The organism is Archangium sp., assembly GCF_036277355.1.
Classification (GTDB): domain Bacteria; phylum Myxococcota; class Myxococcia; order Myxococcales; family Myxococcaceae; genus Archangium.
This window is the reverse complement of the sequence record NZ_DASUNC010000203.1, coordinates 12,414-26,767: the sequence shown is the minus strand read 5'-3', so window position 1 is coordinate 26,767 and position 14,354 is coordinate 12,414. Positions and strand designations below refer to the sequence as shown.

General features: G+C 66.5%; 8 protein-coding genes. 3 read left to right on the top strand and 5 right to left on the bottom strand.

What is annotated here, in order from left to right; translation table 11 throughout:
- Positions 1-27 precede the first annotated feature (27 nt).
- Positions 28-1,044: a serine/threonine-protein kinase gene (locus tag VFZ09_RS50070; RefSeq protein ID WP_329734973.1), complete on the bottom strand. Its 1,017-nt coding sequence runs from the start codon at positions 1,042-1,044 to the stop codon at positions 28-30.
- A 67-nt stretch (positions 1,045-1,111) separates the two neighbouring features.
- Here VFZ09_RS50070 and VFZ09_RS50065 point away from each other — a divergent pair, with 67 nt between their 5' ends.
- The 3 genes from VFZ09_RS50065 to VFZ09_RS50055 all read left to right on the top strand — a co-directional run bounded on the left by VFZ09_RS50065 (position 1,112) and on the right by VFZ09_RS50055 (position 5,703).
- The gene (locus VFZ09_RS50065) at positions 1,112-3,145 is read left to right on the top strand and encodes a sulfatase (protein ID WP_329734972.1); all 2,034 of its coding nucleotides are present in this window, start codon (positions 1,112-1,114) and stop codon (positions 3,143-3,145) included.
- Between the two features lie 128 nt (positions 3,146-3,273).
- On the top strand, positions 3,274-4,431 hold the full coding sequence (locus VFZ09_RS50060) for an acyltransferase (protein ID WP_329734971.1): 1,158 nt from the start codon (positions 3,274-3,276) through the stop codon (positions 4,429-4,431).
- Between the two features lie 78 nt (positions 4,432-4,509).
- Positions 4,510-5,703 carry a cytochrome P450 gene (locus tag VFZ09_RS50055; protein ID WP_329734970.1) on the top strand — a complete coding sequence of 398 codons (1,194 nt, stop codon included), beginning with the start codon at positions 4,510-4,512 and terminating at the stop codon, positions 5,701-5,703.
- Between the two features lie 7 nt (positions 5,704-5,710).
- Here the strand turns inward: VFZ09_RS50055 and VFZ09_RS50050 are convergent, their stop codons facing one another.
- The 4 genes from VFZ09_RS50050 to VFZ09_RS50035 all read right to left on the bottom strand — a co-directional run bounded on the left by VFZ09_RS50050 (position 5,711) and on the right by VFZ09_RS50035 (position 14,237).
- Entirely contained in the window at positions 5,711-6,631 is a 921-nt protein-coding gene (locus VFZ09_RS50050; protein ID WP_329734969.1) for a transporter, read from the bottom strand.
- Between the two features lie 335 nt (positions 6,632-6,966).
- Positions 6,967-8,454: a hypothetical protein gene (locus VFZ09_RS50045; RefSeq protein ID WP_329734968.1), complete on the bottom strand. Its 1,488-nt coding sequence runs from the start codon at positions 8,452-8,454 to the stop codon at positions 6,967-6,969.
- On the bottom strand, positions 8,451-13,352 hold the full coding sequence (locus VFZ09_RS50040; protein WP_329734967.1) for a hypothetical protein: 4,902 nt from the start codon (positions 13,350-13,352) through the stop codon (positions 8,451-8,453). The genes VFZ09_RS50045 and VFZ09_RS50040 overlap by 4 nt, the downstream gene beginning before the upstream one ends.
- 84 nt (positions 13,353-13,436) lie before the next feature.
- Positions 13,437-14,237 (bottom strand): hypothetical protein, encoded by an 801-nt coding sequence (locus tag VFZ09_RS50035; protein ID WP_329734966.1) that lies wholly within the window; start codon positions 14,235-14,237, stop codon positions 13,437-13,439.
- Between the last annotated feature and the right edge of the window lie 117 nt (positions 14,238-14,354).

The window sequence follows — 14,354 nt, the reverse complement described above, 5'->3', positions numbered from 1 at the left end:
CCTTCGTCTCCGCGAGCGGCCTCGCCCTCACGGCATCACGAGCGGGTGGAAGCTCGGGCGGCCAAAGACCGCGTGTCCCACTTCACCAACGCGCTCGCGAAGTGTCCAGGCGTCCTCCCTCGTTTCGACCCCGTCCCCCGCGGCGACCTGCCGGATGAGCGCCGCCAGTGCTCCTGGCACCGAGCCCGGCACCGAGCCTCGTGAAGGGTCACCCCCGAGGACCGCGGCGATGCAGCGCGCGCTCATCTTCAGGTCGGCCGCGGGCGTGAGCGTCTCCGAGCGCAAGAATTCCGCGGGGTAGTAGTCCTTGAAGCGGGTGCAGAGGGCGCGCAGGGGCGCCCCCACGCGGTCCGCGCAGCTGAAGCCCACGAGCCGCACCCCATGCTCGCCGTGCTCGACGACCAGGTGCTGCGGGAGCACCGCGCCGTGCACGACTCCCGAGCTGTGGAGGAACGAGAGCGTCTCGAGAATCCGGCGCCACATCCACACGGACACGCGCGGGTCGACGCCTCCCGGGTACACGTTGCGCACGGCCTCGAAGGTGTGGACGAAGCCCGCATGCCACCGCAGGGCCATGGCGCGCGAGCCGGTGTGCGGCCCATCGCGCAGCACGCCCCGGGCCACCGGCTGCGGAAGCCGGGTGGTGAAGGTCGCGGCCCCGGCCGCGGTGCTGCGCTGGAGCTCCTGAAGGATGTCCCACTCGTGGTCGAAGAGCGGCGCGTCCTCCGGGTCGCGCAGCACCTTCAGGAGCACTCGCTCGGTGGGCCAGCGGGCTCTCTGTGCGACATAGACGGTCGAGAGCTCACCCCGTGCGAGGAGCTGTCCGGGCGCCCAGTGGCCATCGCCGAGGGTCCACCAGGCCGGGTAGCCGTGGTTGGACGGCTGGTTCCACGCCTGGAAGGCTTCCCGGAAGCGCGCGGCGGAGACGGCCGTGGGGTCCACCTGCACCGTGGCCCCGCAGAACGAGCAGACGGCCGAGCGGGCCAGGCGAGCAGGCGCGATGGGCGCATTGCACTGCGGGCACTTGAGGACTCGCTCGGTCATGGGCGCGGATGGTATCCGACGAGACCCCAGGTGATACTGTTCTGGTTTCCACGTGATGCCGACCCCCATGCTTTTCGCAGCCGAGAGGCCCTCCCGCGCGGTGTGGTGTACGCGCTCGTTCCAGGTGGGAGCGGGGTTGGGGCTGGTCCTGGCGGTGCTGGGGCAGGGAGTCGTTGCGTGGTCGGGCCAGGAAGCTCGAGCCGCGGCCGTGCTGGTGTCCACGGGCGTCTTCGCGCTGGTGGGCCTGCTGGGCGCGGCGCTCACGGCTCCATGGATTCACCTGCGGGGAGGCCGCCCGTTGGCCGCGGGGCTCGTGACGGCGGGGCTCACGCTCACCGCCGCGCACCACGTGATGGCCACGGGCGTGCGCATCCTGTCGGGCGCGCTGCCGACGTTCTCCGGCCTGGAGATGTTCCTCGCCAGCCCCTCGCAGTTCTTCCACGCCGCGCTGGTGGGGCACCGGACCGAGATCTTCTCCCTCGGCGCGTCCGCCCTCGTGTTGGCGGCGTTGCTGTTCCTGCTCCTCGTCCGCCCCTCCGCGAAGCAGCGGCCGTACCCGCTGGCGCTGCTCGCGGCCGTGGGCCTGGGAGGCAGCGCCGCCGTGTTCGTGCTCGCCACCACGCCGGGCTTCCGGTCCGTGGGGGACGCCTGCCCCGAGTTGACGCTGCTGAGCTCGCTCGGGGATGACTCCGGGGACGCGGGGATTTCCGCGCGGAGGGATGCGCGGCCTCCTCCGTCCGTGCCGCCCGGTCCGCCGCTCTCCGCGGGTGAGGCGTGGCTCGCGTCCGCCCGGGAGTGGAAGGGACCCCGGCCCAACGTCCTCCTCATCCTCCTGGAGTCCGTGCCGGCCCAACACCTGGGCTACGCCGGCTACTCGCGGGCCGCCACGCCCAACATCGATCGCCTCGCCAGCCGGAGCCTGCGCTTCCGCCACGTGTGGAGCACCGCCCCCGCGTCCGCCTACGCGCAGATGGCGCTGCTGTCCTCGCTGCTGCCGCGCCGCCGGCCGTGGTTGGAGCAGTACGAGCAGATCAACTACCCGCGGATGCTCTTCCACGACGTCTTCCACACGCTCGGCTACGACACCGCCACCGTCTCCAGCCAGAACGAGAACTGGCAGGGCATGCGCCGCTTCCAGAACACGGGGACGCCCACCTTCTACCGGGACTCCAACGACCATCCCGGCCCGCACATGGGCGAGGGCGAGGAGCGCAAGCTCCCGGACCACCTCACCGTGGATGTCTTCCTCGAGTGGCTGCGCAAGCAGTCGAAGGCGCCGTGGGCCGCGTACGTGAACTTCCAGCGGACCCACTTCCCGTACGCGCTTCCGCCGGGCTTCACCGGACGCCACCAGCCCTCCGAGCCCAACCCGGGCACCTTCGGCTTCCTGCACTACCCGCGCGAGGAGCTGGAGGTGGTGCTCAACCGCTACGACAACGCCCTGGAGTACGTGGACGCGCAGGTGGGCCGGCTGCTGAGCCACCTCGAGGCCAGCGGCCAGTGGGAGGACACGCTCATCATCCTCTCCTCGGACCACGGAGAGCATTTCTACGAGGGCGGCCGCGTCACCCATGGCAAGTCCCTGACGGACATCCAGCTGCGCGTGCCGCTGCTCATCCACTGGCCCCGGCGCATCGCGAGCCGCGACGTGGACGTGCCGCTCTCCCAGCTGGATGTCCTGCCCACGGTGCTGGAGCTGCTCGGCCTCGCGCCGCACCCGTCCTTCCAGGGGCGGCCGCTGACGGAGCTGGAGCGTCCGGGCGCCCCGCACCCGGCCATCTTCTTCACCCTGCATGGGCTGCGGCTCGGGGATGGGGTGGTGTGCTGGCCGTGGAAGCTCACGCTGGACCGCTCGTCCCAGCACTACGAGCTCTACAACCTCCAGGAGGACCCGGGCGAGGCGCGCGACCTCTACTCCCCGGAGGCCCCCATTCCGGCCGCGCTGCTCCAGGTGCTGACGGCCCAGCTCGAGGCCCAGCTGCAGTACCACTCCCCCCAGGGCGCCCGGAACGAGCGTTACGCGCCGCGTCAGGTGTCCTGCCCGGACTGGAGCACCTTCGCTCCCGGGCCCCGGCTCCAGGTGGGCGCCTCGAAGCCCTGAGGGGGCCGGTGCAACAGGCCTGTCACGAAATGTACACCTGTTGAAATTTCGTGGTTTGGGTTCAACATTTATTCTTTCACAATCTGGTAACGCTGCTAAACATGGAGTCCCAACGAAACGGGAACTCCATGCCAAACGCCCATGACGCCTTCCTGAAGAGCCGCTTCTTCGCCGGACTGGACGGACTGCGGTGCCTGAGCATCGTGGCGGTGGTGGCCTACCACGTGGCGGGCAGCCATCAGGGCCTGGTGGGGCGGGGGTACCTGGGCGTCTCGCTCTTCTTCGCCATCAGCGGGTTCCTCATCACCACGCTGCTGCTGCGCGAGCGGGACAAGGCGGGGCACATCTCGCTGCGAGGCTTCTTCGCCCGGCGCGCGCTGCGCATCTTCCCGCTGTACTACACGGTGCTCGGCCTGTACGCGGCGCTGGTGTTCGTGTCGGAGAAGGACGCGGTGGTGCGCGGGGACTTCTTCGCCAACCTGCCGGCCTTCCTCACGTACACGTCCAACTGGTTCGTCCCGCCGGCCGCGGACAAGCGCGTCATCTTCTACTTCGCCTGGTCGCTGGCCACCGAGGAGCAGTTCTACCTGGTGTGGCCGCTGGTGATGGCCCTGTCGCGGCGCACGTGGACGCCGGTGCTCTTCATGGGCGGACTGCTCGCGGTGTCGGTGGGCGCGCCGTGGGCCGTGTCCGCGGGGCTGCTGGACGCGAGCCACCTGGGCGGGCGCGTGCTCACCAGCGTCTCGGCGTCCATCTGCCTGGGGTGCCTGGCCGCGCACCTGACGCACTCGCCCAAGGGCTTCGCCTGGGTGTCCCGGGTGCTGGGCCGGGCGTGGAGCGTGCCGCTCATGGCGGTGGCGCTGGCCGGCGTGGTGGTGTGGCACGAGGCGCCGAACTGGCTCGTCTCGCTGGTGATGACGGCGCTGGTGGTGGCCACCTGCATCCGCGAGCAGCATCCGCTGGCGCCGGTGCTGGGCCACGCGTGGGTGCGCTACGTGGGCACGGTCAGCTACGGCGTCTACCTGCTGCACATGCTCACCCTCAACGTGGTGCGCAAGGCGCTGCCGGGGCAGCACGTGGCCGTCTACTTCGTGCTGACGCTGGCGGCGAGCGTGGTGGCCGCCACGCTGAGCCACCGCTACTTCGAGAGCTGGTTCATCAAGCTCAAGGGCCGCTTCGACTGGCGCGAGGGCTCGCAGCAGGCTCCGGAGCCGCGCCGTGTCCGGGCGCAGCAGCCGGCCACGGCCGAGCCCGGCCCGATGGTGGGCGTGGGCGTCGAGGCCTGAGGGCCGCCGGGGCTGGAGCCCCCGGCCTCGCTCCCGTAGCATGCCGTGCACTCCCCGAGACAAAGGTGGAATGACGGCATGAGCGGGCGCTTGAATCTGGTGCTTCCCGAGGTCCTGGCCAATCCCTATCCGCACTTCGCGCGGCTGCGGCGGGACTCGCCCGTGTGCCAGGTGGACCCGGGCGGGCTGTGGGCCGTCACGCGCTACGCGGACGTGATGCACGTCCTGAAGAATCCCCAGGTCTTCTCCTCGGCGGGGCTCCAGCGCTCCATGTTGCCGCCCTGGCTGGACCACAACCCCATCGCCCACTCCCTGCTGGTGATGGATGAGCCCCAGCACGGGCGGGCCCGGACGCTCGTCAGCCGCGCCTTCGGCACGTCCATGCTCACCCGGCTCGAGCCGATGCTCCGCGCCACCGCCGGGCAGCTCGTCGACGCCATGCTGGCCCAGCGCACGGTGGACTTCCTTCCCGCGCTGGCCCTGCCGCTGCCCGCCGCCGCCATCGGCCTGCTGCTGGGGTTGGACCCCTCGCTCTTCCCGCGCTTCAAGCGTTGGTCCGATGACCTCGGGGCCGTCAGCGCCACCGCCGAGTCCGACCACGAGGGCCAGAAGCGCATCCGCCACACCATCCAGGAGATGGAGCACGACATGCGCGAGGTGGTGGCGGAGCGCCGCCGCGAGCCTCGCGAGGACCTGGTGAGTGCGCTGCTCCAGGCCCGGGTGGACGGCGAGGCGCTCAGCGACGCGGAGCTGATGGCCTTCCTGTTCCTGTTGCTGGTGGCCGGTTTCGAGACGACGGTGAACCTGCTGGGCAATGGCGCCGTGTTGCTGGCGGACCAACCGGGGCTGCTGGAGCGCCTGCGCGCCGAGCCGGCCCTGGTGCCCGCGTTCATCGAGGAGGTGCTGCGCTACGAGTCACCCGCGCAGTCCACCTTCCGGCTGACGCTGGAGGAGGTGGAGCTGGGCGGCGTGCGGCTGCCCCAGCATTCCGTGCTCATCCTCCTCCTGGGCGCGGCCAGCCGGGACGAGGCGTATGTCCCCGACCCGGAGCGGTTCATCCTGGAGCGTCCGCAGCGGGGCAATCTGGCCTTTGGTCATGGAATCCACTTCTGCCTGGGCGCGGCCCTGACGCGGATGGAGGCGCGCGTGGCGCTGGAGGCCCTGCTGCCTCGCATCCAGCGCCTGTCGCGTGGGCCGGAGCCGCTGCAATGGACTCCCTCCATCCAGCTGCGGGGGCTCTCGCGGCTGCCCGTGGAGCTGACTCCGGCCTGAGCCCGGCTCAGCGCTTGCGCGTCGAGGGCTTCTTCTTCTTCGGCGTGGGCTTCTTGTCGTCGTCATCGTCCTCGGGCAGGCGCGGGCCCGAGGCGAGGTCGAACTCGTAGGTGCCGCCAATCAGCGCGCGGAAGCGGTAGATGTTGGAGAGGTCCGGCGTCACCGCGATGCCGGCGACCGCTTCCAGCACCAGTCCCGGGAAGACCTCGCGGCGCACCACGGGGATGATCTCCACCTGGTTGGCGTTGTTCGTCCACACCGGGGTGATGGCGGGCTCGAAGTAGATGCGGCCGATGACCTCCAGGCCCACCAGGGTGAAGTTGTCGATGTTGTACGTGCCCGCCAGGCCCAACTGCACGGCATCCGGCACGTCGAAGTCCGCCAGCGCGCCCCGGTCCCGCGTGCCCTGGTGGAGGTAGCTGCCATTGAGCATGAAGCGCAGATCCTTGCTCACCCGCAGCTCGCCGACGAGCGTGCCCTCGTAGTCCCAGGTGCCATCGGACAGGTTGGGGGGGATGGCGTCCTGGTTGCTGGGACCGGTGGGGAAGGTGACGCGCGCGTAGGCCGCGAGGGCGAAGGGGCGCGTCTCCAGGAACGTCCACTGCAGGCCGAGGGGAATGTCACCGAAGGCCAGCTGGAAGTCGTTGTCGCCGGGCAGGCCGAGCCCGAGCAGCTCGAAATAGACGTTGGCCTCGAGGTTGTCGAGGATGCCCCAGCGGATGCTCGGGGAGAGCTGCTGGTAGGGGAGGGAGCGCTCGGACTCGAGGTTGAAGAAGCCCTGGTAGCGCAGGCCGAGCTCCAGGTTCCCGCTCCGCGTCGTCTCGGCGGTGCGGGTCACCATGGCCCGGTAGGGTTTGGCCTCCACGGGGGAGGCGAGGAGGAATACGGCGGCGGCGGCGAGGGAGAAGGTCGGAAGCCGGGCATTCATGCGGCGGGACACTAATCCCCCGGGCATGGATTGTGTCCACCCATCACTATGAATTGGCCATGGATGGATGTGGGGGAATTGGCGCGCTGCACCCTCCGGCCGCGAACTGTTACATTTGGTCTGACTGTCGGACCAGTTGCTCGTGTTCGCGCCCGGAAGTAGTCCTTCTATTCGCTCTGCGACGATGTCAAAGAACTTCGTGGACATTCCATCAGTCCGACGTGGACAGGAACTATATCCGGGGGTTTAGAGCGTGTTAGCCGTCGACTGAGCCCATGCTCAAGCGGTGTCTCCATGCGACTCCTTACAGCTGAGCGCTTTCGAGCCCGAGGGACTCACGTTCCGCAGGGAAGCCGGTTCAGCTCTGTGGTTTCCCAGCAGACCTCGTGGAAGATGCACGTTCGACAGCACAGGTGCGACTCGAGCTGGAGCACTTGGCAGCGCGAGCGCCGGAGGTCCAGGAGATCGGCGTGTTGGCAGTTTTGTGGATCCCCCGAGAGCGTGAAGCTGTCGGCGACGTGTTCGAACCGCCCGTCGCTGCCCGCGAAGCCGCGCTTCTTAGCGATCGGAAAGTTGTGGAAATCGCATTCCGGTCCCTTTGGGGGAGCCGCCTTGTAGAACCAGCCTTGGCCGGTGATGACGAGGAACTCGTGCTGTGTGTTGTGCTCTCCCGTTTGTCGTACCAGTTGTGGTCGGACTGGCGCCGCCGGGGCGAGCGCATCTGTCGACCCGGGCTCCGGCGCAAATGCCGACCCGAACTCCGGCTCCCGAATGTTGATGGGGAAGTGGACGGCCGACGACATCTCTAGATCGAGTCGGTTGAAAGCGTTCAGCACGCGTTGTTGGAATCGTTCGCCTTTCGCCGTGAGATCAGCAGTAAATGTGCCGAGCTGACTAGCGTCGCGCGGCTCGATGGCCGGGTTCGCGTTGTAGTCGACCACCGCGAATGCGCGACCGCCGCTGAGCAGCACGATCGCCGGATAGACGGCGCGCAGTGGGAATTCACTGCGCCTGCTGCCTGTCATGCTGGTTGCCACCACCACGCCTCTATAGGCTTTGCTCAGGGCAGTGGGATTAAGGATCTGCAGTGCCTCTCCCAGGTTCATTGTAAGTGGGAGTGTGTTGATGAGTCGGCGACGGGCTAGGAGCTTGTGGATTTCGCCGTGCCGCTCGACGATCTCTTCTGGCGAGACGAAGCAGTGAATTTCGCTCCAATCTGGTGCCCCACCATCAATGAATGCTGCTGAGGGATTCCTGAAGATGATGAGCCAGCGACCGGCCGTGATCACCACGCGCTTGAGAGTTGCGCGTTCTGCCTCGCCAAACGAGGTCACATAGGAGCGAAGGTCCTTAAGCCAATCGACCCATTGCGCCAGAATTCCGGGGTTATCACCGGTCTTCAGCTTGCCGAGCGCCTCGCTGATCAGCAGCGGCATCCGTGAGGCGCTGACGTTGTCCTCTCGCGGCGGTCGAGCGCTCACGGAGTCCGCGCCCTTCGCCTCCACGAGAAGGGTCGGCGCGCCGCGTTGGCTGACACCTAGGTAGTCGAAATAGAGTCGATCCCCATTCTCGGCCCAGCTTCTGGCTTCTTCCGTCACCTTGTTGGGATCGTCCGGATTCCAGTCGAGGGCGCGCAACATCGGATCGATCAGGAATCGCCGTGTTCGGCGTTCAAGTAGCGCCTCGCCATCGCCCGGCACAATCAGCTTGTCCGACAGGGCAGTTGTCGCCTGCTGCCGAATTACCGCCTCTTGGGCCTTGAACTGGGTGAAGGCCGTACGAAGCGCATCTCCAAAAGCAGCGATTCTGCTCTCCTCGCTCATCGCAGCAAGTCCGGCAATTCGAAGAGTACCTTCATCGCCTCAGGCCAACCTACGGACGAGAACAGTTCCAGGACTGCAACCAGGGTTTGACGGCGCGCGGCATCTTCGAAAATCTCACGGTAGTCGGCTAGGTAGAGACGGATCAATTTCACCAAGCTGTCCAGCCCGAGAGCTTCGAACTGGTATCCGTCTGCTGCGGCTGGCCCGAGCAGGAGCTTTGCGACCCGGTCGAACACCCCGGGAGGGTCGCCGTCCACGAGATACGCGAGCAACTCAAGGAGATTGTGGACCGTGCGGGCTTGGGCATGGGCAGCGATCGCGTCAAGAGTCGCGGAATGGTCGGCTAGGAAGCGCCGCTTGGCTGCAGAAGTTGAAAGACCAATCTTGGTTTCGCGGTTTCCTGGCGAGCGAAACGCGCCTGAGCCGAAATAGAATTGACTGCAGACTTCGTAGATCACGCGGTCGCCAGCCTCATAGAGGGGGCGCCAAGTCTCAATTGCTTCCTGTGAGGGGGCTCCGAGCAGATGGGGGTGGGCCTCATCCAAGGCGCGGACTGCTGCGCTAACCACGAGATCGAGCAGCTTTCGCGCTCGCGATGCCATCTCAAGCTGGTCAGGCTTCGGCTCGTTCAAGTACGAGAAGAAGAACACTTCTCGCAGGTCATGCAGCATCGGGGCGATATGAGCCTTGCCACGGCGCAAGTCAGAGGCCCAGTGCTCAATCCACTTCCAAGCGCGAACCTCGCCGAGGGCCACGTATAGGAAGGCCACCAAGTGCGCGAATGCATCGCCGTCGGGATGATGGCTTGAACTTTGCGCATCCCTGCGCAAGGCCCAATCGCGTTGCAGCACCCGGTCGAGGAATTCTGCGCACCGCTCGGGCTCGGCGCGCGACAGTGCCCGCAGCGATCCAGCGACGAAGAAGCGGAGCACTCCCCAGTGCGTCTCGTGGTCGGCTACATCGGCCACCAGAGTCCACATTCGCTCTCTAGCGACCTTCCATAGGACGTTCAGTGACTTCGTGACCTGAAGCCGTACCGTGGGGGCGGGATCGCGCAGGCATACTGCCATCCGGTTGACGATGTCGGGCCGCTCTCCGGCGAACCTCGGCGCGAGGGCTACGAGGCTCAATGCCGCATAGACGCGAACATCCCAGTTACCCCAAGCCATTTGCTCTGGCGGAGTGTCCGTACGCTCGGGATAGGGACTCGCCGACAGGCGATCTATCAAGGCGAGCAGAGGATCAAGTTCCGGTAACCCCTTGGCTCCTGGCGAATAGGCGATGCTCTTGGCGAGCCGCTCCACCCCGTTGCTGACCGCTCCCCAGCTTGAATGAACGAGCCTGGGATGAGGCTCCTGGGCCGCCCCTTTGTCGAGGAGCACGACAACGTCCAAGATGTCGGCCCAGAGCCGCGCAAGGAAGACGGCGTCGGCGTCTTGCTCGTTCTGCTTCAGGTGGTCCTCAAGCTGGCGGCTGGCCGCGCGGATTTCGCGGTCAGGGCTTCGCTCAAGGTCCGCACCCTCGCTTCGCAGCAGGCTTTCCACGATATCATCCGGCGAGGCTTTCCATCCGCCCTCTATGCTCAGGCGCGGCGGATTTCCCCTAAGTTCGTTCAACGCCGCAAGCTCGGAGCGACGCGTGCGCATCTCGGGCGTGACGAGTAGGTTCTCAGGCACGATCGCCAGGAATCGTTTGAGGACTAGGTCCCAACAGTTTGCTTCCGGCTCGCTTGGGAAGAGGTCTCGCGCCAAAGCCACAGTCTCGAAGGCCGAGCGGCTTTCTGGTGTCTGCCGTGGATAGGCTGCGGAGAGGAAGCTCACGGCGTCGCGATACAGACCCTCGAGCGCCGTAAAGTGCGGCTCTGCTGCCAACGGCCAGAGCATGTCATCAGCAACCTCGGGGCGTTCAGCGGCCACGCCGAACAGGCGGGCCCACACCGCCGCGTTCGTGGGAAGCTTGAGGGCAGCCATCACCGCCTCGCGGAAGGCTTCCCGAGGGCAGGTGCGGAGAAAGGTTACGAAGGTGCTCAGGGGCTCTTCTTCGTGGGTGCTCTCCCTTCGCCAATCCTGGAGCGATAGGATATCGTCGAAGACTTGGATGTCTTTTTCGCCTATCCTCAATCGCGTGAGCTTCTGCGGACTGCTGAGGCCGCGCCGCTTTGCGGCGTCAATCCCCTGAACGGTGCCGATCACCGCTGCAGTGGCGGCCATCGGGGCGGTTTTCAGGAACGACCCGAGCGCCTTATTCAAACGCCAGCGGGCGTGCTGGTAGTCCTGCCGACGGGTAGACGTCATCGCCAAAATCCGGCTGGGTGAGCCGCCCATCCAGGTCATCGCGTCGTCTGTCACATCGCGCCCGAATAGTGTCGCGTAGATCCGGGCGACGAAGACCGGGTCGTGCGGGATGATCGATGTGACGCCTTCTGCCAGCCAGGGCGCTTCCTCCGAGGCGTGCTTCTCGAAGCGGTCGTCCAGTATGCGACCGAGGAGTGCGCGAGAGGCGTCGGGATCCGTTCCATAGGATCTTGCAACGAAGCGGATGCCCGCTGTGGTTAGGGCCGGGTGCTCTGGGGAGAGTGACCATGCAGTGTTCAAGAGAGTCCGCGCAGCGTCGCCGAATGTGTTCAAGACCTTCGGAGCCGAGAGGTCGGATCGTTCCGCGAGAGTCATCAGCAGCACTCGGGATGCATCCGCCAACCGACCAACTTTGACCACCGCAGCGACGCGTGCGACGCGCGCCCATGCTTCGGCCGCAGACGATAGGAGACCGCCATGCTCGCCAGCCGCCATTCCGACGAACCGTGACAATTGGCCCACGAGTTGGCCGACGGCCTCTGATCTCTGCTCGGACTCAATGAGGGTGCAGAGGGCATCGACGTCCGATGGTGTGGCGACGCGCTCTGCAGCGGTTCTGATGGCGATGCTCAGCACTACTGGATCCGGGGCGGACACCCCGGCGAGGTCCGTCAGGAAGCGCCAGGTTTTCGGCCGTCCCTCCTTATCTGCCTCCCACACCTCCTCAAGCGCGAACCGCAGTGCGGGTCCAAGCATGAGCCCGAGTGTAGGATCTTGGGTGACTTGCGTGCGCAGTGCCCCGGGATCGTCACCCGAAAGATAGAAGCGAGCGGCTATGTGATCGAAGAGTACATGGTGGGCGAAGGCCACGCGGTCGCCCGCCGATGTGAGCACCCCGGCTTGGCGCACCTCGTCCACCGCATCGTTCTCGATATCGGTCGCGCGGACGGTGAGCTGTCGGCGCTGGACCATGGCGGATACTGCCGCCTTCACGGCAAGGCGAAGGCGTTGGCTTGGGAGCCGGATGTCCTCGTACAGGCCGATGAGCTCCGATTGAGTGGCTACGGTGCGGATGGACTGTGGGTTTTCACCCGCGCTAAGAAGCTCGGCGGCCAGCGAGAGATTGAAGATGTTGCGGAGCAGGTCGCTCAGAATGTCTGGCGCCGACGCCTCCAATTCGCGGAGCATTGGTGACGCTGCGGCCACTGCCGCCAACTCGCCGCTGGAGAGCCGTGGCACGTGGAAATGCCGGACGCCTCCCTGGTCCTGCTCGGCGAAACTCGGGTTGGGAGGCAGGCCGGGCATGATCTCGCGGAATCGGCGGCCGTTACGAAGGTCGAAGCTACGGATAGACGCGACGATAGACCAGCGTGCTCCCAGCTTCTGGACAGCCTCTTCGATGAACGACGCGATGAGCGCTTCGGATGGCCCCCCCCTTGAGGCATCAAGGGCGTCCACAATCAGCAATCCAGGGTCGGTGCCAGGCCATGCGCCCAGGACCTCCAGCGGATCGTGGTCCAGTTTGAGTTCGCTGCGGAAGTCGCTCCGCGTGCGGAAGCCGGAGAATCGCTCAACGGACAGAAAGAGGACCGGCCCCGGCGCTTTTCCCATCTGCTCCGCAAGCCTCAGCAGTACACCGGTCTTTCCGGCCCCAGGCTCACCGGTGACGAGTAGACTTCCGCTCTCAGCCGCTGCTCGGAGGGGGGCGAGACAATCCCTTGGAATTTCGATTCCGCCATCGATTGGCAAGCTCATGTGCTTGCTCAGGCGCCTCTGTTCCTCACGTGAATAGGCGAGGAGTATCTCTATGTCCTTGTCGAATCCTGGGGCGGAAATGTCGACGTGCCCCGCCGCTCGAAGCCCTCGTAGCACGCCAGCACGATCGACGGGGGCGCCCGTGCGAATGAACTGACGGCTGAGCCCGAGGAGGGTCGCCATCGGCGCTTCGCCGGCGCCGTCGGAGCCATAAAGGCTTCGGCCAAGGATGTGTACTCCGGTGCGCCATGCCTCGCTCGTCGCGTCCTCGGGAAACCGCCGGATCTGGAACAGGCGCGCGAGCGATACGAGGTCCTCCGCCTCAAGCGGCGCGTTTACATGGGTAGGCCAAGCTGCTTGGACGTGGGTTTCGAATAGGGTCAGGGCATCGCGCCCTTCAGCCGTCGCTCGGGCGATCACGTCACCCCAGGCGCCGCCATGGTCGAAGAGGCGGCAAGCCGCATTCAACTTATCGAGCGTGCGAGGCGCGTCTTCGGCGACGGCGAGCAACGCCCGGACTTGGCCTGTGGGCGACGGACTCCTCTTTTTTTGACGCACGTACAGGTCGACGACCTGGTCAAGCCCCTTCGCCAGAGCTGGCCGGTCCGGCCGTGTCTTGCACTGCACGTAGAGCGCCCCGCCGCCTTCGAGCCGCACGACGAGGTCGTCGATAGCGTCCCCGGTCTCGCATTGGAAGCCGGAAATCTTCAGGTCCGCCGTCAGACCGAAGGCCGAACCGATGGGGACGTCGGCGAGCATCTGGACGGCGAACCAAGTTGTGACGGCTGCTTGGAAGGCCATGCCCGATTCGGTAGCGCGGCCGCCGGCAGCGGTGGAGTTCTCGTTCATATGGTGGACTGACGAGTATAGGCCCGATGGGCGGCCTTTACGTATAGCAGGCACAAAAGTCGATGCGCCTGCGCGATGAGTTCTTCACCGTGACCTTCTACGGGCCACCACGCATGAGCCTGCCCCAATTCTCCCGCCCCACGATGCTGCCTTCGCTGCCCCTACTCCCGAGGTGCCTGCTGTCAGAACCATGCCCGTCGCCAGCCGCGAGACGGTCCGCACCTTCTCCGCATAGGGCTTGTGGCGGAACTCCTCCCACAACTGTGGCGAGTTCTCGTAGAGCTGCCTCACCGCACCCGGGAGTTGGGCCATCCCCTCGAGCATCTCGCCCGTGTAGAAGACGAGCCGGTAGAGGCCCTCCACCACATCCACGGCCGCGAGCACGGCACCCTCGGCCACCGCGAGCCCGGGGTTGTCGTCCGGCTCGTAGATGCCCGCTGGACGGGCCCCCTTCGGGGTCTCAAGCTTTTCATCCACCGGGAAGAGGAGCCCGCCGTCGATTTCGTTGAAGGGACCCACCTCGAAGCGCCCGGCGCGCAGCGTCCCGTCCTCGGCCAGCACAACATCCCCGGCCTTCTGGACCGCTACTCCTGAAGTGGCCTTCACCAGGTAGCCGTCAGGGCGCAGCACCAGCAGCTCCGAGAAGCGCCGCATGCGCGCGTGGAGTTCGTCCCGCGTCACCAACTCCCCACCCGTGGCCACCTCCAGGAGCAGGTGTGCCGCCATGCGTCGCAAGCCGAAGTTGCCCAGCGTCACCGGTGTGGCGAGCAGGTGGGGCATCAGCTCCAACGCTTGCTGGGGCGACAACGTGCGCCCGTACCAGGGCACCGCGGTGATGGGCACCCCGGCCTGCACGAGGAAGCCCTGGAAGTAGTCGAGGGTCATGGGCACCTCGAATGGCCGACCGTCGCTCACCCCATCCGGCCATCCGATGCCGCTCCCCTCCAAACCCTCCTGAGCGTCTATGTCGCTCGCTCGGTGGGCCAGGCGCGGCCGATTTGC